We start from the raw sequence: 26,004 nt of genomic DNA, 5'->3' as shown, positions 1-26,004 counted from the left end.
GGCTACCGGACCGGCCGGTCCTTGCCGATCCGCTCGATCTCCTCGACCAGGTCGGCGGGGACGGCGGGGACCTCGTCCGTGGTGACAGAGCCAGTGCCGACCGGGCCGGTGGCGGACGACACCGTGCCGACCGGGCCGGTGGTGGACGGCGCAGTGGTGGACGGCACGGCGGTGGCGGCCGCGCGGCCCGGGCGCAGCCCGGCGAAGCGGGCCCGCACCTGCGGCGAGAAGGCGACGGCCGCGGCGATGCACGCCAGCGGGACGGCCGGCAGCACGTACCGGTAGTCGAACTCGGCCGTCGCGGCCGGGGCGAGCAGCAGCCCGGTCGCCAGCGACCAGGGCAGGAACGCCGCGCTCCGGCCCCGCTCGGCGTCACCCGCGGGCCGCAGCCAGGTGCGGGGCCGCAGCATCGCCCGGCTGGGCCGCCACAGCGCCAGCAGCCCGGCCAGCCCGGCCAGCAGGAGGACGCCGACCATGGTGCCGCGCAGGTAGAACCAGTCCTGGTAGGCGCGCATGATCCCGGCGAAGGGCTCGACGACCCGGGTGCGGGCGTTGCCGCGCTCGTAGGCGGTGGCCTCGTCGGCGGCGGTGTGGTCGCTGTCCATCCGCCAGTTCGGCAGCGGGCTGCTGCGCTTGCGGAACTCGTACAGCTGGTAGGTCGCCGGGTCGGGGAAGACGGTGCGCTTCCACTGGAAGACGCGGAAGAAGTCGTGCGCGACGACCCGCCCGTAGTCGAGCGGCTGCGCCTTGATCGCGCGCTTGGCGAAGTCGTTGGCGACCTTGTTCTGGCCGGCCGAGAACCGCTCGCCGACGTAGCGGTTCAGCGGCGAGGCGTTCGCCCAGATGCCGTCCTGGGAGTTGGGCAGCCGGTTCTGCGGCTCGGTGCACAGGAACATCTCCTCGACCGGCACGCCCTCCTTCATCTTGATCTTGTGGCAGTCGGCGAACTTGTAGGTGCGCGCGAACAGGAAGATGCCGTTGCTCTCGGTCATCGTGAACTTGCCGCTGTCGGCCTTGTACCAGCTCATGTAGCCGAGCACCGGCAGCGCGCAGGCGGCCATGGTGACCGCGAGCGTGCGCCAGCCCATCCGGGCGACCAGCATGAACACCAGCACCCCGAGCAGCACCGGCAGGCCGACCGAGCGGGTCAGCCAGGACAGCCCGATGATCAGGCCGACCGCCGCGGCGATCTTCCAGGACGGCCGGTCCCGCCACAGCAGCAGCGTGACGGCCGTCACCACCAGGAAGGTGAACTGGGTGTCGGACAGGACCAGGTGCTCCAGCTGGATCTGGTAGGCGTCCAGCAGCACCGGCACGGTGGCCAGGGCGGCGCCCCAGCGCGGCAGCCGGAACCGGCGGCGCAGCAGCGCGTAGATCATCACGCCCATGGCCAGCCCCATCAGGTGCTGGACGGCGGCGACGAGGGCGAAGCTGTGGAACGGCTTGAGGGCCAGCAGCAGGAAGGAGTAGCCGTCCGGCCGCAGCGGGTGCGGGTAGGGCCGCATCGCCACGTGCAGGTAGTCGAAGCTGTCGTTGAAGTACATCGCCGGCGTGTAGCCGATCATCGTGATCACGCGCAGCGCCGCGGCTATGGCGAGGATCACAGCGAACAGCGGGTGCCGCCGCGCGGCCCGCCACGGCCCGCCCGCCCGCCGGCGCAGCACGGCCCGGTCGAGGATCATGCCCTTGACCGGTGCGCCGGCCCCGGGCCCGGTCCTACCGCGCTGCGAGGTGTCCACCCTGGTGGCGCCGCCCTCGTCGGTGAGCGTCACAGCCGACCCAACCTTCCCGGGCCGTTGTGCCCGTATGCTTGTGTTCCTAGCCTGCCGCCCGCAGCCGCGGCGAAGAGGGTATTCAGGTTGCAACTGCGCAACACGATACGGGCGCTCTTATCGAGAGCGGCACGCACCACCCGTCCCCGGCAGGCATCATGAACTACGACGGGCCGTCCGGCGGGAACCATCAAGATTAGTGGAAAATACCGCAGACGGTCACCAGGGGTAACGAAGGAGATCGCGTGGAACTCTCCGTAGTGATGCCATGCCTGAACGAAGCCGAAACCGTCGAGACCTGTGTCCGTAAGACGGTCAAGTTCTTCGAGGACAGCGGCATCGACGGCGAGGTGGTCATCGCCGACAACGGCAGCACCGACGGCAGCCAGCAGCTCGCCCGCGACGCCGGCGCCCGGGTCGTCCCGGTCGCCGAGAAGGGCTACGGCAACGCCCTGATGGGCGGCATCCGGGCCGCCCGGGGCACATACGTGGCGATGGGCGACGCCGACGACTCGTACGACTTCGCCACCCTCGAGCCGTTCGTGCAGGACCTGCGCGACGGCGCCGACCTGGTGATGGGCAACCGCTTCAAGGGCGGCATCGCCCCCGGCGCGATGCCGCCGCTGCACCGCTACCTGGGCAACCCGGTGCTCAGCTTCGTCGGCCGGCTGTTCTTCGGCAGCAAGATCGGTGACTTCCACTGCGGGCTGCGCGCCTTCAACAAGGAGTCGATCCTGCGCCTCGGGCTGCAGACCGGCGGCATGGAGTTCGCCAGCGAGATGGTCGTCAAGGCCACGCTGGCCAAGTACGACATCCGCGAGCAGCCGACCACGCTGTCGCCCGACGGCCGCACCCGCGCCCCGCACCTGAACACCTGGCGCGACGGCTGGCGTCATCTGCGCTTCCTCATGCTCTACAGCCCCCGCTGGCTCTTCCTGATCCCCGGCCTGGTCTTTATGACGCTCGGCCTGGCCGCCGGGATCGCGCTGTCGTTCGGCCCGGTGACCGTGGCCGACGTCTCCTTCGACGTCGACACCCTCGTCGGCGCGGGCGCCGCGCTGATCATCGGCTTCCAGTCGGTGATCTTCGCCCTGCTCACCAAGGTGTACGCCACCCACGAGGGCTTCCTGCCACCCGACCCCCGGGTGAAGAAGATCACCGAGTGGTGGAGCCTGGAGCGCGGCCTGGTGCTCGGCGGCCTGCTGGCCGTGGCCGGCCTGGTCGGCCTGGTCGCCTCGCTGATGCACTGGCGCGTCAACAACTTCGGCGAGCTGGACCCGCGGCACTCGCTGCGCATCGTGGTGCCCGCCGCGATCGCCCTGGTGATGAGCCTGCAGGCCACGTTCGCGTCGCTGTTCCTCAGCATCCTCGGCATCCGCCGCCGCCAGCACCCGCCGGTGAGCGACCCCGCCGACGAGGCCGCCGGCGTGGTCGACGCCGCCGCCGAGCAGGTCGCCGCGGAGAACAAGGCCGCGCGGGACAGGGCCGCCGCGGACGAGGCCGCCGAGATCGACGGCTGACCGGCCGCACCCCTGGCACGTCCGGGCCCCGGGAGGACCTCCTCCCGGGGCCCGCCGCATTCGGGGACGGCCCGGGCCGTGCCATGGCGTCATTGCGTGCGAGAACCCGCCCCGCGCCCTCTACCCTTGACCTATGTCCTCGCCCAGCCGCCACATCCTCACCGCGCCCGCCTGGCCGTACGCCAACGGGCCCCGCCACATCGGGCACGTCTCCGGTTTCGCGCTGCCCAGCGACATGTTCAGCCGCTACCAGCGGATGGCGGGCAACAAGGTGCTGATGGTGAGCGGCACCGACGAGCACGGCACCCCGATCCAGGTGCAGGCCGACAAGGAGGGCGTGACCGCCCGCGAGCTGGCCGACCGCTACAACCGGGTGATCGCCGAGGACCTCAGCGCGCTCGGCATGTCCTACGACCTGTTCACCCGCACGACCACGCGCAACCACTACGCGATCGTGCAGGAGCTGTTCAAGGGCCTGTACGACAACGGCTACATCTTCCCCAAGACCACGATGGGCGCGATCTCGCCGTCCACCGGCCGCACCCTGCCCGACCGCTACATCGAGGGCACCTGCCCGATCTGCGGGTACGACGGCGCGCGCGGCGACCAGTGCGACAACTGCGGCAACCAGCTCGACCCGGTCGACCTGATCAACCCGGTCAGCCGGATCAACGGCGAGACGCCGAAATTCGTCGAGACCGAGCACTTCATGCTGGACCTGCCGGCGTTCACCGAGGTCCTGTCGCGCTACCTGAAGGGCAAGCAGGGCCAGTGGCGCCCCAACGTCTTGAAGTTCGCGCTGAACCTGCTGGACGACATGCAGCCCCGCGCCATCAGCCGCGACCTGGACTGGGGCGTGCCGATCCCGCTGGAGGGCTGGCGCGACAACCCCACCAAGAAGCTGTACGTGTGGTTCGACGCCGTCGTCGGATACTTCTCGGCGTCGGTGGAGTGGGCCCGCCGCTCGGGCGACCCCGAGGCGTGGCGCGCCTGGTGGCAGGACCCCGACGCGCTGGCGTACTACTTCATGGGCAAGGACAACATCGTCTTCCACGCCGAGATCTGGCCGGCGATGCTGCTCGGCTACAACGGCCAGGGCGACAAGGGCGGCACGCCGGGGTCGCTCGGCGCGCTGAACCTGCCGACCGAGGTGGTGTCGTCGGAGTTCCTGACGATGGAGGGCCGCAAGTTCTCCTCCTCGCGCCAGGTCGTCATCTACGTGAAGGACTTCCTGGAGCGCTACGACGTCGACGCGCTGCGCTACTACATCGCCGTGGCCGGCCCGGAGAACAACGACACCGACTTCACCTGGGAGAACTTCGTCAGCCGCAACAACGACGAGCTCGTCGCGGCGTGGGGCAACCTGGTGAACCGGTCGGTGAACATGGCCGCCAAGAACTTCGGCGCGATCCCCGAGGCGGGCGACCTCACCGACGCCGACCGGGCGCTGCTGCAGCGCAGCCGGTCCGCGTTCGGCGCGGTCGGCGCCGAGCTGGAGCGGTCGCGGTTCAAGAACGGAATCACCGAGGCGTTCGACGTCGTCCGCGACGCCAACCGGTACCTGTCGGACCAGGCGCCGTGGAAGCTCAAGGACGACCCCGAGCGGGTCAAGTCGATCCTGCACGTGGCGCTGCAGGTCGTCGACGACGCCAAGACGCTGCTGACGCCGTTCCTGCCGAACTCCTCGCAGAAGGTGCACGAGATGCTCGGCGGCGAGGGCGTGTGGAGCGGCATGCCGCGGGTGGAGACGGTGTCGGAGGAGGGCGGCCCGGACTACCAGGTCATCACCGGCGACTACGACGGCACTGCGGCGCGCTGGGAGTCCATGCCGATCCGGCCCGGGGTGCCGCTGGCCAAGCCCACCCCGCTGTTCACCAAGCTCGACACCTCCGTGGTGGACGAGGAGCTGGCGCGGCTCGGCGGTAACGAGTGAGCGGCGAGGAGGAGGGCGGGCAGGCGGCCAAGTCCTTCCCCGGCCTGCCCGAGCCGCTGCCGGTGCCGGTGTTCGACAGCCACTGCCACCTGGACCTGGTGGGGCTGCCGGTCACCGAGCAGCTGGCGTCGGCGCGGGCGGCGGGCATCGGGCGGATCGTCACGATCGGGGTGGACCTGCCGACGTCGCGGCTGTGCGCGGAGACGGCCGCCGAGTACGACGGCGTCTACGCGGGCGTGGCGATCCACCCGAACGACACCACCGGCGTCACCGCGGACGTGCTGGACGACATCGCCCGCCTGGCCGAGCAGCCGAAGGTGCGCGCGATCGGCGAGACGGGCCTGGACTACTACCGCGACTGGGCGCCCAAGGACGACCAGCACCGCTCGTTCCGCGCCCACATCGACATCGCCAAGCGCACCGGCAAGGCCCTGGTCATCCACGACCGGGAGGCGCACGACGACGTGCTGCGCATCCTGGAGGAGGAGGGCGCGCCGGACAGGGTCGTCTTCCACTGCTTTTCCGGCGACGCCGAGATGGCCGCGGTCTGCGCCGACCGCGGCTATGTGATGAGCTTCGCGGGCAACGTGACGTTCAAGAACGCCGGGCCGCTGCGCGAGGCGCTGCGGGTGGCGCCGCTGGACCTGGTCCTGGTCGAGACCGACGCCCCGTTCCTCACCCCGGCGCCGCACCGCGGCAAGCCGAACGCCTCGTACCTGATCCCGCACACGGTGCGGTTCATGGCCGAGGTCAAGGACGTCGCGGTGGAGGAGCTGTGCGAGGCGATCAACGCCACGGGGGAGCGGGTCTTCGGCCCCTGGTGAGGGCGCCGTGAGGGCGTCCAGGTGGCGGGCGGGGGCGGTGTGGCCGTAGGGTCTGGCCTGTGAACGGGCCGTCCCCCGCGGCCCGCGCCCCTGGAGGAACCCCACCGTGCGTCGTCCCCCCGCGACCCTGGCCTTCTGCGCCCTCCTGCTGCCCGTGGCGATGTCCGCGGCCGGCTGCGGCGGCGGCGCGGAGGCGAAGCAGAAGCCCCCCGCCGCCCTCAAGGACGCGCCGAAGGCCAGTGAGCCGGCGTCCCGCAAGGTCGCCGTCGTCGTCGACCGCAAGCGCACCGAGGTCGACACGACCGGCGCCACCGTGCTGCAGGTGCTGGAGCAGGCCGGCGTCAAGCTCGGCCGGTACGACCTGGTCGTGCCGCCCCGCGACGCGCCCGCCGGGGACACGATCACGGTGACGCGGCTGCTGTCGCGCCCGGTCGTCACGACGGTGCAGGTCCCCGCGCCGACGATCAAGAAGAAGGACGCCAAGCTGCCGCCGTTCACCCAGAAGGTGCTGCGGCCCGGCAAGCCCGGCATCACGGTCGTGCGGACGGCGCTGGTGCTGCGCAAGGGCAAGAAGGTCAAGGCCGTCCTGGAGCGCGAGGTCAAGAGCAGGCCGGTGCCGCGGGTCCTGGCGCTCGGCCCCACCTCCGGCGGCGGTCCCGCGTCCGGGCTGAACTGGGCCGGCCTGGCCAAGTGCGAGTCCGGCGGCAACCCGCGCGCGGTCAACCCGGCCGGCTACTACGGCCTCTACCAGTTCTCGCTGGCCTCGTGGGCGTCGGTGGGCGGCTCGGGCAAGCCGAGCGACGCCCCGGCGGCCGAGCAGACCTACCGCGCGCAGCTGCTCTACAAGAAGGTCGGGGGCCGCTGGCAGGGCCAGTGGCCCAACTGCGGCCGATTCCTGTTCGGCTGACCTGAGACACTGGACGGCGTGGGGGACTCTCAGGCACTGCTCGGACCGGCGGACGTACGCGAACTCGCCGCGGCCCTCGGCATCCGGCCGACCAAGCAGCTCGGGCAGAATTTCGTCATCGACGGCAACACGGTGCGGCGCATCGTGCGGGCGGCCGAGCTGGCACCGGACGACGTCGTCATCGAGGTCGGGCCCGGCCTCGGCTCGCTGACGCTGGCGCTGCTGCCGCAGGTCCGGCGGGTGGTGGCGGTCGAGATCGACCCGCCGCTCGCCGCGGCGCTGCCGGTGACGGTCGCGGCGCGCGCGCCGGAGCTCGCGGAGCGGCTGGAGGTGGTGCGCGCCGACGCGCTGCGCATCACCGGCGTGCCCGGCCCCGAGCCGACGGCGCTGGTGGCGAACCTGCCCTACAACGTGGCGGTCCCGGTGGTGCTGCACCTGCTGGCGACGCTGCCGTCGCTGCGCCGGGTGCTGGTGATGGTGCAGGCCGAGGTCGCCGACCGGATGACGGCGGCGCCCGGCAGCAAGATCTACGGGATCCCGTCGGTCAAGCTCGCCTGGTACGGGACCGCGCGGCGCGCCGGGCCGGTCGGCCGCGCGGTGTTCTGGCCGGCGCCGAACGTCGATTCGGGGCTGGTCGCCTTCACCCGGGGCGAGCCGCCCGCCACGACCGCGTCCCGCGCGGAGGTGTTCGCCGTGGTGGACGCCGCGTTCGCGCAGCGCCGCAAGACGCTGCGGGCCGCGCTCGCGGGCTGGGCGGGGTCGGCGGCGGCGGCCGAGGAGGCGCTGCGGGCGGCGGGCGTGGACCCGCGGACCCGGGGCGAAGCGCTGGACGTGGCCTCCTTTGCCCTGATCGCCCAGTATCGTCCTGGGGGCGGCGAGGACCGGAACAAGGCGGAGGATCATGGTGAAGCGGACGGCGCCCGCGGCGGTGATGGCCGCGGCGGTGCTGGCGGCGGCCGGGTGCTCTGACGGCGCGGTCGCGACCCCGAAGATCACCACCACCGCGCGGGCCGGGGTGGCGCCGCTGCCGCCCGCCAAGGGCGCCTACTTCGGCGCCTGGACGCCCCCGCAGCCGCTGGACGGCGCGCCCAAGGCCCAGCCCACCGGCAAGGACGCCGGCCGGCCCGGCCTGGAGCAGGTCGCGCTGATCGAGCAGCGCCTCGGCCGGCAGCTGGACATCGCGCCCAGCTACCACTCCTGGAAGGCCGACTTCCCCGACAAGGCCGACCAGTCGGTGCTGGCGGGCTCGCGCTACCTGCTGCTCACCTGGGCCGGCACCGACACCAAGGAGATCGTCTCCGGCAAGCACGACGCGCTGGTGCGCACCCGCGCCCGCGCGCTGAAGGCCACCCGCAAGCCGATCTTCCTGCGCTGGCAGCGCGACATGGACAAAGAGGGCCTGCAGGCCAAGACGCACTCCCCGGCCGACTACGTCGCCGCCTGGAAGCACCTGCGGACGATCTTCGCGCAGGAGCGGGTCGACAACGTCGTGTGGGTGTGGTGCCCGACCGCCCGCGGCTTCGGCGGCCGCAACGCCGCCGCCTACTACCCCGGCGACGACCAGGTCGACTGGGTCTGCACCGACGCCCAGCCCGGCGGCGAGTACGACTACCGCGACCTGTCGGAGACCGTCCGCGCCTTCCAGGACTGGGCCCGCAAGCACCCCAAGCCCATCATGATCGCCGAGTTCGGCGTGCCGGCGTCCTACGGCACCCGCCGCGCCGAATGGCTCCGCAAGGCCACCCAGGTGCTGCAGGACCCCCAGATCAAGGCCGTCGTCTACTTCAACTCCGACGAGCAGGCCCAGGACCCCCGCGACACCCGCCGCAGCTACTCGGTCACCAACGACAGGCACGCGGTGTCGGCCCTGCGCGAGCTGGCCACCACCCCCTTCTTCAACCCCCGCAGCCTCCCGGTCACCAGCGGCGGCTGAGTTCGTCGCGATCATCACGGTCGCCGGGGAGGGCGGCCGTGGCCTGGGGAGGGCCCGGGGTCCCGTACGCTCGGTGGGTGACCTCAGTGACCGTACGTGTTCCGGCCAAGGTCAACCTCCAGCTCGGCGTGGGGCCGCTCCGCGACGACGGGTACCACGACCTCGTCAACGTGTTCTGCGCCGTCTCCCTCTTCGACGAGGTGACGGCCGCCCCCGCCGACGACCTGGCGGTGACCGTGCAGGCCGCCCCCGACGCCCAGGTCGCGATCGGCGGGGTGCCCGTCGACGGCGACAACCTGGCCGTCCGCGCGGCCCGGCTCGTCGCCGACCGGCTCGGCGTCCGGCCGCTGGTGTCGCTGGCGATCCGCAAGGCCATCCCGGTCGCGGGCGGCATGGCGGGCGGCAGCGCCGACGCCGCCGCCGCGCTGGTCGCCTGCGCCCGCCTGTGGGACGATCCGGCCGCCCCCAAGCTCGACCTGGACGCGCTGCTGGCGCTCGGCGCCGAGCTCGGCAGCGACGTGCCGTTCGCGCTGCTCGGCGGCGTCGCGGTCGGCCTCGGCCGCGGCGAGCGCCTCACCCCCGTCCCGGCGGGCGGCACCTTCCACTGGGTGTTCGCGACCGCCGACGGCGGCCTGTCCACCCCGGCCGTCTACGCCGAGTGCGACCGGCTGCGCGCCGCGCAGGGCGAGGAGACGCCCTGGCCGGCCGAGTCGCCGGAGCTGATGGCCGCCCTCGCCGCCGGCGACGCGCGCGCGCTCGGCGCCGCGCTCACCAACGACCTGCAGCCCGCCGCGATCATGCTGCGGCCGTCGCTGCGCCGCACCGTCGACACCGGCCGCGACCTCGGCGCGCTCGGCGCGCTGGTGTCGGGCTCCGGCCCGACCTGCGCGTTCCTGGCCGCCGACGAGCAGCACGCGGCCGACCTGGCGGCGGCCCTCGCCGCCGCGGACGTGGCCGCCTCGGTCGTGCGCGCCCACGGGCCCGTCCCGGGCGCCACGATCCTCTAGCCTGGAAGACGCCGTGAACCTGATCAATGTTGAGAGCATCTCCAAGGCCTACGGGCCGAAGCCGCTGCTGGACTCGGTGTCCCTCGGCCTGGACGACGACGACCGCGTCGGCGTCGTCGGCCGCAACGGCGGCGGCAAGAGCACCCTGGTCGCCATCCTGGCCCGCGCCACCGAACCCGACGGCGGCCGCGTCACCCACGCGCGCGGCGCCCGGATCGGCTACCTGACCCAGCGCGACGCCTTCCCCGAGGACGCCACCGTCCGCTCGGTGGTGCTCGGCGACCGCGCCGAGCACGAGTGGGCCGGCGACACCCGCGTCCGCGACGTCCTCGGCGGCCTGGTCGCCGACCTGGAGCTGGACGCGCCCATCGCCGGCATGTCCGGCGGCGAGCGCCGCCGCGTCGCGCTGGCCCGGCTGCTGGTGCCCGAGTCCGACCTGCTGGTGCTGGACGAGCCCACCAACCACCTGGACATCGAGGCCATCGCCTGGCTCGCCGGGCACCTGAAGGCCCGCAGGACCGCGCTGCTGGTCGTCACGCACGACCGCTGGTTCCTCGACGAGGTCACCGAGCGCACCTGGGAGGTCGTGGACGGCAAGGTCGAGCGCTACGAGGGCGGCTACTCCGCCTACGTCCTGGCCAAGGCCGAGCGCGCCCGCATCGCCGCCGCGACCGAGACCAAGCGCCAGAACCTGCTGCGCAAGGAGCTGGCCTGGCTGCGCCGCGGCCCGCAGGCCCGCACCTCCAAGCCCAAGTTCCGGGTGGACGCCGCGCAGGCGCTGATCGCCGACGAGCCGCCGCTGCGCGACTCGGTCGAGCTGACCAAGTTCGCCACCGCGCGGCTCGGCAAGACCGTGTTCGACCTGGAGGACGTGACCGTCCGCCTCGGCGAGCGCCCCATCTTCGACCGGCTGACCTGGCAGCTCGGCCCCGGCGACCGGATCGGGCTGGTCGGCGTCAACGGCAGCGGCAAGAGCACCCTGCTGCGGCTGCTGGACGGCGAGGTGACGCCGGCGGCGGGCCGGGTCGTGCGCGGCAAGACCGTCCAGCTGGCGCACCTGTCGCAGAACCTGGAGGACCTGGACCCGTCCCGGCGGGTGCTGGAGTCGGTGGAGGAGATCCGCCGCCGCATCACCGTCGGCAAGCGCGAGTGGACCGCCAGCCAGCTGCTGGAGCGGCTCGGCTTCCCCGGCGACCGGCAGTGGACGCCGGTCGGCGACCTGTCGGGCGGCGAGCGCCGCCGCCTGCAGGTGCTGCGGCTGCTGATGGGCGAGCCGAACGTGCTGCTGCTGGACGAGCCCACCAACGACCTGGACATCGAGACCCTCACCGAGCTGGAGGACCTGCTCGACGGCTGGCCCGGCACCCTCGTCGTGGTCAGCCACGACCGCTACTTCCTGGAGCGCATCACCGACCGTGTCGCCGCGCTGCTCGGCGACGGCCGGATCGCGATGCTGCCGGGGGGCGTGGACGAGTACCTGGCGCGGCGCGCGTCGGGCCAGGCCACCACGTCCCGCGCGGCGGCCGCGGCCTCCGCCCCGGCCGCGGCGCCCGCCGCCGCCAAGCCCAAGGGCGGCGGCGACTGGAAGGCCCGCAAGGAGCTGGACCGGCTGGAGCGGCGGCTGGACAAGCTCGCCAAGCAGCAGGCCGAGCTGCACGAGAAGCTCGCCGAGCACGCCACCGACTACGGAAAGCTCCAGGAACTGGACGGGCGGCTGAAGGCCCTGCAGGCCGAGGCCGCCGAGGTCGAGGAGGAGTGGCTGATGCTCGCCGAGGACGTCGGCTAGCTCGGCTCGTCGAAGGGGATCAGCAGGGCCCGCAGCAGGCCCGCCAGGTTCTCGCGCTCGGCGGCGCTGAGGCCGTCCAGGATGCGGTGCTCGCGCTCCAGCAGGTCCGCGAACGCCGCGTCCACCCGGGTCAGGCCCGCCCCGGTGAGCCGGACCTGGACGCCGCGCTTGTCGGCGGGGTCGGGGTGGCGCTGCACCAGCCCGGCCGCGGCCAGCCGGTCGATGCGGTTGGTCATGGTGCCCGAGGTGACCAGCGTCGCGCGCAGCAGCCGGCCGGGGCTCAGCTGGTAGGGGCGGCCCGCGCGGCGCAGCGCCGTCAGCACGTCGAACTCCCACGGCTCCAGGTCGTGCGCGACGAACACGTCGCGGCGGGCACGGTCCAGATGGCGCGCCAGCCGCGAGACCCGGCTGAGCACGTGCAGCGGCTGCACGTCCAGGTCCGGGCGCTCGGCGTGCCACGCCTCGACCAGCCGGTCGACCTCGTCCTGCATGGGCACACCCTACCTGTCTTGATATCGAGAAGATTTTCTTGACATCAAGATAAGGCGGGGGCATCATGTGTCTTGATGTCGAGACAAGCAGCGGCCGTCTGGGATCCCGCCCAGTACGGGGCCTACGCCGCCGAGCGCGGCAGGCCCTTCGCCGACCTGCTGAACCGGGTGCGGATCCCGCACGCCCGCCGCATCGCCGACCTCGGCTGCGGCTCGGGCGAGCTCACCGCCACCCTCGCCGGCCGCTGGCCCGGCGCCCGCGTCGACGCCCTCGACTCCTCACCCGAGATGATCGAGGCCGCCCGCGCCCACGCCACCGCGAACCTGCGCTTCACCGTCGGCGACGTCACCACCTGGCGCCCCGACGGCGGCTACGACCTCATCGTCTCCAACGCCGTCCTGCACTGGGTGCCCGGCCACACCGACCTGCTCCCGCGCTGGATCGACGCCCTCGAACCCGGCGGCGTCCTGGCCTTCCAGGTCCCCGGCAACTTCGACGCCCCGAGCCACACGCTCCTGCGCGACCTGTGCGAGTCGCAGCGCTGGCGGGACTGCCTGTCCGGCCTGGTCCGCCGCGACCCCGTCCTGGACCCGGCCGGCTACCTGGACCTCCTCACCGCCCACGGCTGCGCCGTGGACGCCTGGGAGACCACCTACGCGCAACTCCTGCACGGCGACGACCCCGTCCTCGCCTGGGTGAAAGGAACGGCCTTGCGACCCGTCCTGTCCGCGCTCGACCCCGCCGACACCACCGGCTTCCTCACCGCCTACGCAGCCCTCCTGCGCGAGGCCTACCCGGCCGCCCCCCACGGAACGGTCTTCCCGTTCCGGCGGGTCTTCGTCGTGGCAGGCCGCCCCTAGACAGGGTGCCGCCCCCGCGCGAGGGACGCTACTCGTTCCCCTGCGGTGCTGAACTCTCGTGGCGGGCGGCATCCCTTCACCCCGGCTCGCGACCCGAGCCGGCGACCCCGGCCGGTGGCCGCCCGGACGAACTCCGGGCGGCCACCGGTTTCATCGGAGGCACCATGCTGACCGGCCTGCACCACGTCCAGCTCGCCGCCCCGCCCGGCTCCGAACCCGCACTGCGCGCCTTCTACGGCGGCGTCCTCGGCCTCACCGAGATCCCCAAACCGCCCGCCCTCGCCGCCCGCGGCGGCGCCTGGTTCCGCGGCCCCGGCCTGGAACTGCACCTCGGCATCGAGCCGGACTTCCGGCCCGCCCGCAAAGCCCACCCCGGCCTGCTCGTCCACGACCTGGACGCCCTCGCCGCCCGCCTGAAGGAGGCCGGGCACCAGGTCCGCCCCGACGACCTGTTCCTCGGCCACCGCCGCTGCTACGCCGACGACCCGGTGGGCAACCGCCTGGAGTTCCTCCAGCCCCGCTGACCCCTCACCCGGCCGGCTGCGGCTCACGCTCGCTGATGGCGGCCTCCATACGGGCCAGGTTCCGGCGCTCCCACCACAGAGAACCCCCGAACCCGGCCGCCATGAACAGCAGGCCGGCGAACGCCGCCCAGTGCAGCCAGACCGGCGTTTCGCCGCTGAGCGCGCGGACCAGCGAGACCAGCGCCAGCAGCGAGAACCACGCGAGCACCGCCGCGCGCGTCCAGCGGCCGGTCCGGCGGCGGTCGGCATAGGACAGCGCGGCACCGTCCAGGGCCGGATCGTCAGGCGCCCGGCCCTGCCGCACCGCGGCGATGATCTGATCCCGCTCCGCGGGATCCTCCACCCCGATCGCGCGCTGCCGCCGCCGGAGCACCGCGGCGGCGATCCTCCACCACGCCAGGGCCGTCAGCGCGACCAGCCCGGCCACCAGGAGCCACGGGACGGGCCCGTGCGCCCGCCCGCTCTTCAGCAGGCCGGCCGTCAGGCCGGCGCCCAGCGCGAGAACAGGGGCCGCGAACAGCACCGCCATCCGCGGCTGGAACCGAAAAGAACGCATGCCCAGGGGGATCCCCCCTGGGCATGCGGCAAACGATCACGGCCGGAACCGGTCAGAGCGTCGGGACCTCGGTGTCGAACTCGTCGAACAGATGCGCCGGCTCGTCGTCCCGGCGGCCCTTGCGCTGATCGCGCGCGGCCCGCGCCGCCGCCTTCTCCTCGGCCTTCTCCGCCCGCGCGGCCGCCTTCTCCGCCCGCTTGCCCTGCCGCTCCAGCTCCTTGCGGCGCCGGCGCGGATCCAGCGACGGCCTCGGCTCCAGACCCGACAGGCCGTTCCAGGCGAGGTTGACCACGTGCGCGGCCACCTCCTCGCGCTTGGGCTTGCGCACGTCCAGCCACCACTGCCCGGTCAGCGCCACCATCCCGACCAGCATCTGCGCGTACATCGGCGCGAACTTGTCGTCATAGTCGTGCCGGTCCAGCTCCTGCGCCATCAGATGCTCGACCTCACCGGCGATCTCGCTCAGCAGGCTCGCATAGCTGCCGGTGCCGGTACCGCCGTGCGAATCGCGGACCAGGATGCGAAAACCGTCCGGATGCTCCTCGATGTACTCCAGCAGCGCCAGCGCCGCCTTCTCCAGCTTGGCCCGGTAGTGGACCGCCGAGTTCAGCGACTCGGTCACCAGCGCCAGCAGCTTCTCGAACTCACGGTCGACGACGACCGCGTACAGGCCCTCCTTGCCGCCGAAGTGCTCGTAGACGACCGGCTTGGACACGCCCGCGGCCGCGGCGATCTCCTCCACCGAGGTACCGCCGAGGCCGCGCTCGGCGAACAGCGTCCGGCCGATGTCCAGCAGCTGCTCGCGTCGTTCCTTGCCGGTCATCCGCTTGCGGCGAGACCGTGGGGCTGGTTCAGTCACGGTGTCAATTGTGACGCTCACGCAGGCTGCTTCGCGCGCTTGGCCGCGAGCCGCGCCTCGGTCGGCCACCGCACGTCGCGCGCCCAGCCGGCCTTCTCGAACAGCCAGATGATCCGCGCACTGATGTCGACCTGCCCCTTCAGCACCCCGTGCCGCGCGCACGTCGGGTCCGAGTGGTGCAGGTTGTGCCAGGACTCGCCGAGGGACGGGATCGCCAGCCACCACACGTTGCGCGACTTGTCGCGGACCTCGAACTCCTCCTTGCCGAAGGTGTGGCAGATCGAGTTGATCGACCAGGTGACGTGGTGCACCAGCGTGATCCGCACGAACCCGGCCCAGAACAGCGCCGTCAGCGCGCCCTGCCAGGACATCGTCAGCAGCCCGCCGAGCGCGGCCGGCAGCAGGAACGACACCGCGACCAGGCCCGGGAACCAGCGGTGGAGCGTCACGATGTCGCGGTCGTTCAGCAGGTCCTTGGCGAAACGCTGCTTGGAGGTGCGGTCGCCGTTGAACAGCCAGCCGTAGTGCGCCCAGCCGAGGCCCTTGGCGAGGGCCTTCCAGTCGTCGCCGAACCGCCACGGCGAGTGCGGGTCGTTCTCCTTGTCGGAGTGCTTGTGGTGCCGGCGGTGGTCGGCGACCCAGGTGATGACCGGGCCCTCCATCGCCAGGCTGCCCGCGATCGCCAGGAAGATCTTCAGGCCGCGGCCGGCCTTGAACGAGCCGTGCGTGAAGTAGCGGTGGTAGCCGACCGTGATGCCGCCCGCCGAGATCAGGTAGAAGACCGCGGTGACGAGCACGTCGCTCCAGCCGAGGAAGCTTCCCCAGGCGAGCGGGACCGCCGCGAACAGGGCGAGGAAGGGGACCCCGGTGAAGACCCCGATGAGAACGCGTTCGGCCGTCTTGCGCGAGCCCATCTCCAGCTCGGGGCGGCTCTGTGGTCTGGTGGGGGTTTCGACGGGGGCTGTGGTCATACGGGCACCGCTTCCTGCTCTGTGGGACAGCCTTACTTACGCCACCGTAACCTACGGTTCCGTAGGTTGGACAGGGCCGCCAGGTAAAAACACTGGGGCCCCGGGGGCAGGGAGACAAGACTCACCGCCGGGACAGCTCGCAACGATCACGAGGAAGGTCCGCGATGACCCTCACCCCAGCCCAACGCTCGGCCCTCGCCCAACGTTCGCTCGACGGGCTCTCCGTCGGCGACGCGTTCGGCGACCAGTTCTTCCTGCTCGTCAACGGCGACGTCTCGCGCCGAACCGGCCTGCCCACGGCGCCATGGGCCTGGTCGGACGACACGGAGATGGCCTGCTCGGTGACAACCGTTCTAAACCACCACGGGCAGGTACACCAGGATGCCCTGGCCGCCTCCTTCGCCGACCACCTCGACCTTTCCCGAGGCTACGGCTACGGAGCGGCGCTGCTCCTCGAACGCGTCCAGCGCGGCGACCCCTGGCAGGACGCCACCCGCGAACTCTTCGACGGCAAAGGCTCCTACGGCAACGGCGCCGCCATGCGCGTCGCACCCCTCGGCGCCTACTTCAGTGACGACCTCCAGCGAGCCGCCGAACAGGCCGCCCTGTCCGCCGAGGTCACCCACGCCCACCCCGAAGGAATCGCCGGCGCCGTCGCCACCGCCGTCGCAGCAGCCTACGTCGCCTCCACCCAAGGAACCGCCATCACACCCCGCGACGTCATCAACGCCGCCCTGGAATGGACGACCATGGGCGAATACGTCCGCCGCGGCCTCCAGCGCGCCCTGAAACTCCTCACCGCCACCCCCGAGCAGGCAGCCCACGAACTCGGCAACGGCAGCCGCATCACCGCCCACGACACCGTCCCCTTCGCCCTCTGGACCGCCGCCACCCGCCTCACCGACTACGAGGCCGCCGTCCGCGCCTGCGTCCTCGTCGGCGGCGACATGGACACCACCGCCGCCATCGCCGGAGGCGTCGTCGCCGCCCACCTCGGCCCCGAAGGCATCCCGGACGGCTGGCTCACCCACCGCGAACCCCTCCCCGCCTGGCTCGACTGACCACCTTCTGTGACCACTCGATCGCAGATTGTCAGAGGGTCGCCGTAGCGTTCACGGCATGGCTAAACCCCTCGAACAGGCCCGAGCCCGCGAACTCCGCGCCCAGGGCAAGTCCCTCAAAGCGATCGCCGCCGAACTGGGCGTCTCCAAGAGCACCTGCTCCCTCTGGCTGCGTGACATGCCCCTGTCGATCAGTAAGGAGGAACAGACCAGGCGCTCGCGAGCGGCACGCGAGCCTGGTGAGAAGGTTCGCCAAGCTGCCATAGCCGCGCTGCGATTGGAGACGAAGTTGCGAGCAGCCCGGATGATCGGTGAGCTGAGCGACCAAGACCTGCTCCTGGCGGGCGCGATCATCTACTGGTGCGAGGGCGGCAAGGCTAAACCGCACAGCGGCCGCAACCGTGTCGAAATGATCAACAGCGATCCCATGGTGATCGAGCTCTTCCTTCGCTTCCTTGCGGTTGCCGGAGTGGAAGGCGATCGACTGCGCTTTCAGATTCAGATCCACGAAACCGCCGACCTTGAAGGGGCTCAGCGGTTCTGGTCGGAGCTGGTGGGGGTGGAGGCCGGGCAGTTCAACCGAACCGGCATCAAGCCGGTCAGCCGGCAGACGAATCGCAAGAACACCGGTGCCGACTATCGCGGCTGCCTGCGGATCGGGGTGCTGCGGAGTGCCGAGCTCTACCATCAGATCGCCGGGTGGGCGCACGTCGCCATGAGTGCGGCGGCTCGCGGACTCCGTGATGATTTCGGCGAGACGCGTCTCATGAACGATGGAGCGATCGTGCCCTCGGCCCGGCTCGCCCCGGAAGATGTGGACTCCGGCGGACTTCCTGATGAGGCCAGGGCACTTCGAAGGCGGGCCGTGGAGTTGCGCCGGGCCGGATGGTCACGGGCTGCGATCGGCCGAGCCTTGAATCTGCGGGACGGGGCGATCCTCGGGCAACTGCTTCGCGGGGAACCGCCGGCCACCGAGTGGCTGGAGCGGGCTTCGGCCTGGGAACGGATCGAAGAACAGGCACATGAGCTGCGTGCCCAGGGATGGGGGTACCGACGGATCTCCGACCGCCTGGCCGTCCCCAGGTGGCAGGTCCAAGCATGGTTGCGCGAATCCGAAGAGCCGGGGAGTCCCCAGGCGCCAGAAGAGGACATCCGTGTCGAAGCCATGCGGAAGTACTGGAAGGAGCGGACGGCCCGGAGCGGAATCGAGTCTCGCTTGGTCTCAGAGGCCGCCGCTGAGCAGATCGGTGAGATGGGCCTCCGGGAGATCCTGATGGCGGGGGCGCTCGCATACTGGTGCGAAGGGGCCAAGGACAAGCCGTACCGCCTCTACGAGAGAGTACGTTTCATTAACAGTGATCCGCTGCTGGTGCGGGCCTTCCTGGGGTTTCTCCGCGCGGCGGAGGTCGATCGCTCACGCTGGTCCTTGCGGTTGCACATCCATGAAAGCGGCGATCTGGAACGTGCCCGCGACTTCTGGATGCAGGAGACCGGTCTGCCGCGATCGGCCTTCGCCAAGGACAGGATCAAGCGCCACGTGCCCAAGATCGTGTACTCGGAGGAGCGGCAGCAGGAGTACCACGGGTGCCTGGAGGTGGACGTGGCCAAGAGCGCCGACCTCTACCGGCGGGTCGAAGGGTGGGCGATCGGAGCCATGGTGGGGGAGCGACGCGCAGAGGAGCGCTGGAGGGAGGCCGCTGGGACTGACCCGCCGACTGGGACACGGTAATTTGGTTTGCGTGCCGGCGGCAAAGGACCGGTATCGTAGTTGCTGGTCAGTGTCTGCCTGTGCAGGCTGATCAGCCATTCCGCCGTGGCGTAATAGGGAACGCAGCAGGTTTTGGTCCTGAAGATTCTAGGTTCGAGTCCTAGCGGCGGAGCAATTCTTTTTGTATAATACCCTGCTCTGTGTGCTGCGGTGATTGATGATGCCACCTCTGCCCGGCGGACTCGTCGGCCGGGGGGCGGGCGGCCAACCGGGTGCCCCGGGGTGACAGATCCGGGCGTGGCGGTATCCTTCGGGTGTCGGGTGAGCTGCGGCTTCGCCATGCCCTGGTGCGGTGGCCCTGTGGCCGAGCGATCCCGAGCCGATTCCCGTCCGCAATGCCGAGGAGCCTCTTCGTGAGCGCGAGCCGCCCGGCTGCTGTCATCGTCCTCGCCGCCGGCGAGGGCACCCGGATGAAGTCCCGGACTTCCAAGATCCTGCATGAACTGGGCGGGCGAACGATGGTCGGCCATGTGCTGGCCGCCGCCCGTGAACTGGAGCCCGAGCGGCTCGTCGTCGTCGTCGGCCATCGGCGCGAGCAGGTGATCGAGCATCTGGCGGAGCACGCGCCGGATGCGGTGCCTGTCGTGCAGGAGCGCCAGGGGGGTACCGGGCATGCGGTCCGGGTCGCTCTGGAGCAGGTGGGGGAGTTGCGCGGGACGGTGGTGGTCACCAATGGCGATCATCCGTTGCTGCGCGGGGAGACGCTGGCGGCGATGGTGCGGGCGCATGAGGAGGACGGCAATGCCGTGACGATCCTCACCACCGAGATGCCTGACGCGACCGGTTATGGCCGCATTGTCCGGGAGGACGGCGGGGCGGTGGCGGCGATCGTGGAGCACAAGGACGCCACGGCGGAGCAGCGGGCCATCAGTGAGATCAATGTCGGCATGTACGCGTTCGACGGCGCGCTGCTGGCGGGTGCGCTGAAGCGGGTGACGACCGACAACGCCGGTGGTGAGGAGTACCTCACCGATGTGGTGGCGATCCTGCGGGGCGATGGTCATCGCGCCGGTGCGTACCTGAGCGAGGACTGGGTCGAGACGCAGGGCGTCAACGACCGGGTGCAGTTGGCCCAGGCGCGGCGGCAGCTGAACGACCGGGTCCTGGAGGCGCATATGCGGGCCGGGGTGACGATCGTGGATCCGGCGTCGACGTGGATCGATGTGCAGGTGTCGGCGGAGCGGGACGCGGTGGTGCATCCGAACACGCAGCTGCACGGTGCGACGCGGCTGGGCGAGGGTGCGCAGGTGGGGCCGGGGTGCACGCTGACCGACACGGTGGTGGGCGCGGAGGCCGTGGTGGTGAACGCGGTGTGCGTGGGCGCGGAGATCGGGCCGGAGGCGTCGGTGGGTCCGTACGCGTATCTGCGGCCGGGGACGGTGCTGGCGCGCAAGGCGAAGGCCGGCACGTATGTGGAGATGAAGAACGCGCAGGTCGGTGAGGGGTCGAAGGTCCCGCATCTGACGTATGTGGGCGACGCGGAGATCGGGACGGGGTCCAACATCGGGGCCAGTTCGGTGTTCGTGAACTACGACGGTGTGAACAAGCACCGCAGCGTGATCGGTGATCACGTGAAGGTGGGCAGCGACAACATGATCGTCGCGCCCGTGTCGGTCGGGGACGGTGCCTATACGGCGGCCGGTTCCGTCATCGTCAACGACGTTCCCCCTGGGGCGATGGCCGTCGCGCGAGGTCAGCAGCGCAATATTGAGGGGTGGGTGGAGCGCAGGCGCGCCGGTACCCCTGCTGCGGAGGCGGCGCGCCGGGCCCGGGAGGGCCGGGGCGGGGAGTGAGCGCCGCCGGCCCGGATGAGTTTCGTGCCTCGCGGGGCGCGGTTGTGGAAGATCCATTGAGGGGGAGTTGTCAGAGGTGAGTGGGATCAAGGCGAGTGGCCAGAAGAAGCTGATGCTCTTCACGGGCCGTGCCGACCCGGAGCTGGCCAAGGAGGTGGCCGAGAACCTCAACGTCGAGCTCACGCCGACCTCGGCGTACGACTTCGCCAACGGTGAGACGTTCGTTCGGTTCCTGGAGTCGGTGCGTGGTTCGGACGCCTTCGTGATCCAGAGCCACACGGCTCCCATCAATCAGTGGATCATGGAGCAGCTGATCATGGTGGACGCGCTGAAGCGCGCGTCGGCCAAGCGGATCACCGTGGTCGCGCCGTTCTTCGGGTACGCGCGGCAGGACAAGAAGCACCGGGGCCGCGAGCCGATCTCGGCGCGGCTGATGGCGGACCTGTTCAAGACGGCGGGCGCGGACCGGCTGATCACGGTGGACCTGCACACGGCGCAGATCCAGGGGTTCTTCGACGGGCCGGTGGACCACCTGTTCGCGCTGGACCTGCTGGCGGACCACTTCGAGTCGCGGCTGGACCTGTCGCAGGTGACGGTGGTGGCGCCGGACGCGGGCCGGGTGCGGGTGACCGAGCGCTGGTCGGACCGGCTGGGCGGGGTGCCGATGGCGATCATCCACAAGAAGCGTGATCCCGAGGTCGCCAACGAGGTGAAGGTCTTCGACGTGGTGGGCGAGGTCAAGGGCCGCACCTGCGTGATCGTCGACGACATGATCGACACCGGTGGCACGATCGTGAAGGCGGCGGACGCGCTGTTCGACCATGGCGCGACCAAGGTCGTGGTGGCGGCGACGCACGGGGTGCTGTCGGGTCCGGCGGTGGACCGGCTGAAGAACTCGCGCATCTCCGAGGTGATCCTCACCAACACGCTGCCGATCCCCGAGGACAAGCAGTTCGACAAGCTGACGGTGCTGTCGATCGCGCCGCTGGTCGCGCGGGCGATCAACGAGGTGTTCAGCGACGGTTCGGTGACGAGCCTGTTCGGCGGGCACAGCTGAGGTAGCGGGATGTGGCCCGGGGTCCGCCGTGTCGGCGGGCCCCGGGCCTTTTCTTCCGGGTGGCGCGGGTGGTAGTGGCGTCCCGGTGGCTTGGGGCGTTGCGGCGATCGGCTAGACTTCTTCAATCCGCGTATGCCCCGGGTCGTCCAGTGCGGTTTCCGGCACAGGTCCCGTACTCCCTGGGGAACGCAAAGAATCTTCGAGGCGCCTGACGCATCGAGCTACGCCTGATTCGCTCTGTCCGTAGCGGACGTCCAATGCCGGACGGCCGTGGATCGCAACAAACGAGGAGTTTCCGCCGTGTCCGAGGTACGTATCGCCGCCGAGCCGCGCACCGAGTTCGGCAAGGGCGCCTCGCGCCGCACCCGCCGCGCCGGCAAGGTGCCCGCCGTCCTCTACGGCCACGGCACCGACCCGCAGCACATCTCGCTGCCGGGCCACGAGCTGATGCTCGCGCTGAAGACCCCGAACGTGCTGCTCACCATCGAGGGTCTCGGTTCGGGTTCGGAGCTGGCGCTGCCGAAGGACGTGCAGCGCGACCCGATCAAGGGTTTCCTGGAGCACGTCGACCTGCTGCTGGTCAAGCGGGGCGAGAAGGTCACCGTCGACATCCCGCTGAACCTGACCGGTGAGGTGGCCGTGGGCGGGCAGGTGCAGCAGGAGCTGGTGCAGCTGTCGATCGAGGCCGAGGCCACGCACATCCCCGAGGCCATCGACGTGGACATCGCGGGCCTGGCCGTCGGCGACCAGCTGCTGGCCAAGGACGTGCAGCTGCCGCGCGGTGCCGCGCTGGCCACCGACGAGGACGCGATGGTGCTGCAGATCGCCGACGCGGCCGCCGCGGCCGCCGCGATGGAGGAGAGCACCGAGACCGAGGGCGCCGCCGAGGCCGAGGCCGAGGTCGAGGGCGTCTCCGACGCCGAGCCCGCCGCCGAGTAGTGGTGGACGCCGCCCGGTTCCGGGCGGCTTGCGGTTCTTTCACGGCCCCCGCGGGTGTTCATCGGCGGGGGCCGTCGCATGGGTGTGAGGAGTTCGGGTGAGCGCGGACCTGTGGCTGGTGGTGGGGCTGGGGAACCCGGGCCCGTCCTATGCCGGGAACCGGCACAACGCCGGGTTCATGGTGCTGGACGTGCTGGCCGGGCGCGTTGGCGGGAAGTTCAAGGCGCACAAAGCGCGCGCGGACGTCCTGGAGGGGCGGCTCGCCGGGGCGCGTGTGGTGCTGGCCAAGCCGCGCACCTACATGAACGAGTCGGGCGGCCCGGTGAAGGGCCTCTGCGACTTCTACAAGGTTCCGCTGGAGCGGGTCGTCGTCGTGCACGACGAGCTGGACATCCCCTTCTCGGCGCTGCGCCTGAAGAAGGGCGGCGGCGACAACGGCCACAACGGGCTGCGCTCCATCACCAAGTCGCTCGGCGGTAAGGACTATCTGCGGGTGCGGTTCGGCGTGGGCCGGCCGCCGGGCCGGATGGACGCGGCGGCGTTCGTGCTGAAGGACTTCTCCGCCACCGAGCGCAGGGAGCTCGACCTGAACGTCGAGCAGGCCGCGGACGCGGTCGAGGCGCTGATCGTCCACGGGCTGGACGCGGCGCAGAACACCTTCCACGCGGGGTGACCGGCCCCGGTTGCGGCCGGTTCCGGCCGAACCGGGGAAATGGCCGGTTCGAGACGGCGGAGGGCACTGCGTCCCTGATGAGACGGCCGTAGGATGCAGCCGAGGACGCGGGGGACACATGTGAACCTGACGTACCGTTCGGCCGTCTTGGAGAGAGATCGCACACCTTGTCGCGTGCGTGAATGCAGGGCCAGCGTTGGGGGAGGCGTCCATGGCGGTCGTTGACGAGGTTCGGACCGAGGTCGCGGCCGGGCCGGGGGAACAGTACGTTCCCGTGCAGCGCTGGCCGCTGTGGTACCGCCGGGCGGCCTACGCGCTGGACTTCCTCAGCATGCTGCTGGCCTGCCTGGTGGCGTTCGTGCTGCGGTTCCCCGGCCTGCCGAGCGAGCCGACGACGCCCTATGCCGCGCTGACGGTGGCGCTGCCGGTCGTGTGGCTGCTGGTGCTGGCGATGTGCCGCGCCTACCAGCCGCGCTACACCGGCGTCGGGTACGAGGAGTTCCACCGGGTGCTGCGCGCCGGGTTCATCCTCACCGCGGCCGTCGCGGTCGTCGCCTACGCCACCAAGACCGAGATCGCGCGCGGGTACGTGGTGATGGCGCTGCCCTTCGGCACGTTCTTGAACCTGGTCGCCCGGTACCGGCTGCGCAAGTGGCTGCACCGCCAGCGCTGGAAGGGCGAGTGCATGCGGCGGGTCGTCGCGGTCGGGCACCGCGCCGCGGTCGGCGACCTGATCCGGCTGCTGCGGCAGAAGGCCTACCACGGCATGGACATCGTCGCGGTGTGCCTGCCGCCCGCGCTGACCAGCGGCGACGACGCGGTCGCCGAGGTCGAGGGGGTGCCGGTGCTCGGCGACTTCGGGCAGGCCGCGGCGGTGGTGGAGCACCTCGGCGCCGACTCGGTCGCGGTGCTGGCCTGCCCGGAGATGGACGGTGTCGCGCTGCGCCGGCTGGCCTGGCAGATCGAGCGCGACGACGTGGAGCTGGTCGTGGCGCCCGCGCTGATGGACGTGACCGGCCCGCGCATCTCGATCCGCCCGGTCGCGGGGCTGCCGCTGCTGCACGTGGAGCACCCCGAGCTGGAGGGCGGCCGCAAGATCTTCAAGGATCTGTTCGACCGCAGCGGCGCGCTGTTCGGGCTGGTGGCGCTGGCGCCGCTGCTGTTCGTGGTCGCGGTGCTGATCCGGATGACCAGCAACGGCCCGGTGCTGTTCCGCCAGACGCGGGTCGGCCGCGACGGCCGCGAGTTCACCGTGTTCAAGTTCCGCACGATGGTCGCCGACGCCGAGGCGCGCAAGCACACGCTGCTGGAGCACAACGAGAACGACGGCGTCCTGTTCAAGATCAAGGCCGATCCGCGCATCACCGGCGTCGGCCGGTGGCTGCGCCGCTACTCCCTGGACGAGCTGCCGCAGCTGCTGAACGTGCTGCGCGGCGACATGTCGCTGGTCGGGCCGCGGCCGCCGCTGCCCGAGGAGGTCGCCCGGTACGGCGGGGACGTGCACCGCCGGCTGGTGGTCAAGCCCGGCCTCACCGGCCTGTGGCAGGTGAGCGGCCGCTCCGACCTGTCGTGGGAGGAGTCGGTGCGGCTGGACCTGCGCTACGTCGACAACTGGTCGCTGGCGCTGGACCTGCAGATCATGTGGAAGACCGGCGCGGCGGTCTTCCGCGGCTCGGGCGCCTACTAGCGGCGCCGCATACCCCCGCCCCGCCCGGCGGCGGCCCGGTGTACGTGAGAATGTATACCGAACAGACCAGCCGAGTCGGGAATGTGATCGAGGGATGACGGAGCACACGGCGCAGGACGACCACGCGCTGGCGGGGCGGCTCGCCGAGGCCGCGGGACGCCTGCTGCTGGGCGTCAGGGACGAGCTGGGGTTCGCCGACGCGCGGGCCCTGAAGGACACCGGCGACCTGCGGGCGCACGAGTACCTGATGGCCGCCCTGGCCGAGTGTCGTCCCGGCGACGCGATCCTGTCGGAGGAGGGCCGCACGTCGGTCGCGGGCAAGCGCGCGCGGGGCGACGAGCGCGCGCCCACCGGCAACACCGCCACCGGTGACCGGCTCGCCGCCGACCGCGTCTGGATCATCGACCCGCTCGACGGGACCCGCGAGTTCTCCGAGGAGGGCCGCCGCGACTGGGCCGTCCACGTCGCGCTGTGGGAACGCCGCGCGGGCGGCGGGGCCGGCGGGCTGACCGCCGGGGCGGTCGCGCTGCCCGCGCAGGGTGTGACGTTGCGCACGTCGCCGGACGGCGCGCTGGCGGGCGCCGAACCCCTGCGCGTCCGCCCGCCGCGGGAGGGCCGGCTGCGCATCGCGGTCAGCCGCACCCGGCCGCCGCAGTTCGTCACCGAGCTGGCCGGAAAGCTCGGCCTGGACGTGGAACTCGTGCCGATCGGGTCGGCCGGAGCGAAGATCTCCGCGGTGCTGCTCGGCGACGTCGACGCCTACCTGCACGCCGGCGGCCAGTACGAGTGGGACTCGGCCGCGCCGGCCGCCGTCGCCCTCGCCGCGGGCGCGCACGCCTCCCGGATCGACGGCTCCCCCCTGGCCTACAACCGGAGGGACCCGAGGCTGCCGGATATCCTGGTGTGCCATCCCGTGTCGTCATCGACGCTGCTGACCGGCATACGGGACGTGAGCGACGCACTGCCCGAGTGACCCCCGGGCGACCGCCCGGAACAGCTTCCGGCGAATCGCCGTTCAGACCGATTGGGCGCGGCGCCGTGCCACGGCCCCATCGGTGCACCCTTGCCAACAGCGTGGAGAG

The 26,004-nt window shown here is 71.5% G+C and carries 23 protein-coding genes and 1 tRNA gene; 19 read left to right on the top strand and 5 right to left on the bottom strand.

The window, feature by feature from the left end:
• Window positions 1–2 precede the first annotated feature (2 nt).
• Window positions 3–1,772 carry a hypothetical protein gene (locus ACRB68_RS10370; RefSeq protein WP_235958817.1) on the bottom strand — a complete coding sequence of 590 codons (1,770 nt, stop codon included), beginning with the start codon at window positions 1,770–1,772 and terminating at the stop codon, window positions 3–5.
• 245 nt (window positions 1,773–2,017) lie between these two features.
• Between ACRB68_RS10370 and ACRB68_RS10365 the strand changes: the two genes are divergently transcribed.
• From ACRB68_RS10365 to ACRB68_RS10330, 8 genes are all read left to right on the top strand, one after another.
• Entirely contained in the window at window positions 2,018–3,292 is a 1,275-nt protein-coding gene (locus ACRB68_RS10365; RefSeq protein WP_328594004.1) for a glycosyltransferase family 2 protein, read from the top strand.
• Window positions 3,293–3,425: 133 nt separating this feature from the next.
• Window positions 3,426–5,225, top strand: coding sequence for a methionine--tRNA ligase (metG, locus tag ACRB68_RS10360; RefSeq protein ID WP_153531866.1), 1,800 nt, complete (start codon window positions 3,426–3,428; stop codon window positions 5,223–5,225).
• A complete protein-coding gene (locus ACRB68_RS10355; RefSeq protein ID WP_328594003.1) occupies window positions 5,222–6,049 on the top strand; it encodes a TatD family hydrolase in 828 nt (275 codons plus the stop codon). Before metG ends, ACRB68_RS10355 begins: the two co-directional genes overlap by 4 nt.
• A gap of 106 nt (window positions 6,050–6,155) precedes the next feature.
• A complete protein-coding gene (locus ACRB68_RS10350) occupies window positions 6,156–6,956 on the top strand; it encodes a transglycosylase family protein (RefSeq protein WP_328594002.1) in 801 nt (266 codons plus the stop codon).
• Between the two features lie 18 nt (window positions 6,957–6,974).
• Entirely contained in the window at window positions 6,975–7,925 is a 951-nt protein-coding gene (gene rsmA, locus ACRB68_RS10345) for a 16S rRNA (adenine(1518)-N(6)/adenine(1519)-N(6))-dimethyltransferase RsmA (RefSeq protein WP_328594001.1), read from the top strand.
• The gene (locus ACRB68_RS10340; protein WP_235958814.1) at window positions 7,858–8,889 is read left to right on the top strand and encodes a glycoside hydrolase family 26 protein; all 1,032 of its coding nucleotides are present in this window, start codon (window positions 7,858–7,860) and stop codon (window positions 8,887–8,889) included. The genes rsmA and ACRB68_RS10340 overlap by 68 nt, the downstream gene beginning before the upstream one ends.
• Window positions 8,890–8,975: 86 nt before the next feature.
• On the top strand, window positions 8,976–9,896 hold the full coding sequence (locus ACRB68_RS10335) for a 4-(cytidine 5'-diphospho)-2-C-methyl-D-erythritol kinase (protein ID WP_328594086.1): 921 nt from the start codon (window positions 8,976–8,978) through the stop codon (window positions 9,894–9,896).
• Window positions 9,897–9,909: 13 nt separating this feature from the next.
• The gene (locus ACRB68_RS10330) at window positions 9,910–11,682 is read left to right on the top strand and encodes an ABC-F family ATP-binding cassette domain-containing protein (RefSeq protein WP_328594000.1); all 1,773 of its coding nucleotides are present in this window, start codon (window positions 9,910–9,912) and stop codon (window positions 11,680–11,682) included.
• Here the strand turns inward: ACRB68_RS10330 and ACRB68_RS10325 are convergent.
• Entirely contained in the window at window positions 11,679–12,173 is a 495-nt protein-coding gene (locus ACRB68_RS10325) for a MarR family winged helix-turn-helix transcriptional regulator (RefSeq protein ID WP_153531863.1), read from the bottom strand. The genes ACRB68_RS10330 and ACRB68_RS10325 overlap by 4 nt on opposite strands.
• 75 nt (window positions 12,174–12,248) lie before the next feature.
• Between ACRB68_RS10325 and ACRB68_RS10320 the strand changes: the two genes are divergently transcribed.
• Together ACRB68_RS10320 and ACRB68_RS10315 are read left to right on the top strand one after the other, a co-directional pair.
• Window positions 12,249–13,034 carry a trans-aconitate 2-methyltransferase gene (locus ACRB68_RS10320; RefSeq protein WP_153531862.1) on the top strand — a complete coding sequence of 262 codons (786 nt, stop codon included), beginning with the start codon at window positions 12,249–12,251 and terminating at the stop codon, window positions 13,032–13,034.
• Window positions 13,035–13,198: 164 nt separating this feature from the next.
• Window positions 13,199–13,558, top strand: coding sequence for a VOC family protein (locus ACRB68_RS10315; protein ID WP_153531861.1), 360 nt, complete (start codon window positions 13,199–13,201; stop codon window positions 13,556–13,558).
• Between the two features lie 4 nt (window positions 13,559–13,562).
• Here ACRB68_RS10315 and ACRB68_RS10310 read toward each other — a convergent pair whose 3' ends face one another.
• From ACRB68_RS10310 to ACRB68_RS10300, 3 genes are read right to left on the bottom strand one after another with little or no spacing between them, the layout of a single operon-like run.
• Window positions 13,563–14,114, bottom strand: coding sequence for a hypothetical protein (locus ACRB68_RS10310; protein WP_153531860.1), 552 nt, complete (start codon window positions 14,112–14,114; stop codon window positions 13,563–13,565).
• Window positions 14,115–14,166: 52 nt separating this feature from the next.
• Window positions 14,167–14,973 (bottom strand): TetR/AcrR family transcriptional regulator, encoded by an 807-nt coding sequence (locus ACRB68_RS10305; RefSeq protein ID WP_328593999.1) that lies wholly within the window; start codon window positions 14,971–14,973, stop codon window positions 14,167–14,169.
• A gap of 17 nt (window positions 14,974–14,990) precedes the next feature.
• Window positions 14,991–15,944 carry an acyl-CoA desaturase gene (locus ACRB68_RS10300; protein ID WP_153531859.1) on the bottom strand — a complete coding sequence of 318 codons (954 nt, stop codon included), beginning with the start codon at window positions 15,942–15,944 and terminating at the stop codon, window positions 14,991–14,993.
• A 164-nt stretch (window positions 15,945–16,108) separates the two neighbouring features.
• Here ACRB68_RS10300 and ACRB68_RS10295 point away from each other — a divergent pair, with 164 nt between their 5' ends.
• The 9 genes from ACRB68_RS10295 to ACRB68_RS10255 all read left to right on the top strand — a co-directional run bounded on the left by ACRB68_RS10295 (window position 16,109) and on the right by ACRB68_RS10255 (window position 25,895).
• Entirely contained in the window at window positions 16,109–17,005 is an 897-nt protein-coding gene (locus ACRB68_RS10295; protein WP_153531858.1) for an ADP-ribosylglycohydrolase family protein, read from the top strand.
• 58 nt (window positions 17,006–17,063) lie between these two features.
• Window positions 17,064–18,734, top strand: a complete 1,671-nt coding sequence (locus ACRB68_RS10290) for a hypothetical protein (protein WP_153531857.1) — start codon at window positions 17,064–17,066, stop codon at window positions 18,732–18,734.
• A gap of 78 nt (window positions 18,735–18,812) precedes the next feature.
• Window positions 18,813–18,885, top strand: a tRNA-Gln gene (locus ACRB68_RS10285).
• Between the two features lie 241 nt (window positions 18,886–19,126).
• A complete protein-coding gene (gene glmU / locus ACRB68_RS10280) occupies window positions 19,127–20,566 on the top strand; it encodes a bifunctional UDP-N-acetylglucosamine diphosphorylase/glucosamine-1-phosphate N-acetyltransferase GlmU (RefSeq protein WP_328593998.1) in 1,440 nt (479 codons plus the stop codon).
• Between the two features lie 76 nt (window positions 20,567–20,642).
• The gene (locus tag ACRB68_RS10275; protein WP_328593997.1) at window positions 20,643–21,623 is read left to right on the top strand and encodes a ribose-phosphate diphosphokinase; all 981 of its coding nucleotides are present in this window, start codon (window positions 20,643–20,645) and stop codon (window positions 21,621–21,623) included.
• A gap of 300 nt (window positions 21,624–21,923) precedes the next feature.
• The gene (locus ACRB68_RS10270; protein ID WP_328593996.1) at window positions 21,924–22,562 is read left to right on the top strand and encodes a 50S ribosomal protein L25/general stress protein Ctc; all 639 of its coding nucleotides are present in this window, start codon (window positions 21,924–21,926) and stop codon (window positions 22,560–22,562) included.
• Window positions 22,563–22,659: 97 nt separating this feature from the next.
• On the top strand, window positions 22,660–23,235 hold the full coding sequence (pth, locus tag ACRB68_RS10265; RefSeq protein ID WP_328593995.1) for an aminoacyl-tRNA hydrolase: 576 nt from the start codon (window positions 22,660–22,662) through the stop codon (window positions 23,233–23,235).
• Between the two features lie 211 nt (window positions 23,236–23,446).
• Window positions 23,447–24,922: a sugar transferase gene (locus ACRB68_RS10260; RefSeq protein ID WP_153531853.1), complete on the top strand. Its 1,476-nt coding sequence runs from the start codon at window positions 23,447–23,449 to the stop codon at window positions 24,920–24,922.
• A gap of 94 nt (window positions 24,923–25,016) precedes the next feature.
• Complete coding sequence (locus ACRB68_RS10255) at window positions 25,017–25,895, top strand: inositol monophosphatase family protein (protein WP_153531852.1); 879 nt, start codon at window positions 25,017–25,019, stop codon at window positions 25,893–25,895.
• Window positions 25,896–26,004 lie beyond the last annotated feature (109 nt).

Origin of the sequence: Actinomadura macrotermitis, assembly GCF_009604375.1 — a bacterium.
Taxonomy (GTDB): domain Bacteria; phylum Actinomycetota; class Actinomycetes; order Streptosporangiales; family Streptosporangiaceae; genus Spirillospora; species Spirillospora macrotermitis.
This window is presented reverse-complemented; position numbering and strand designations above follow the sequence as displayed.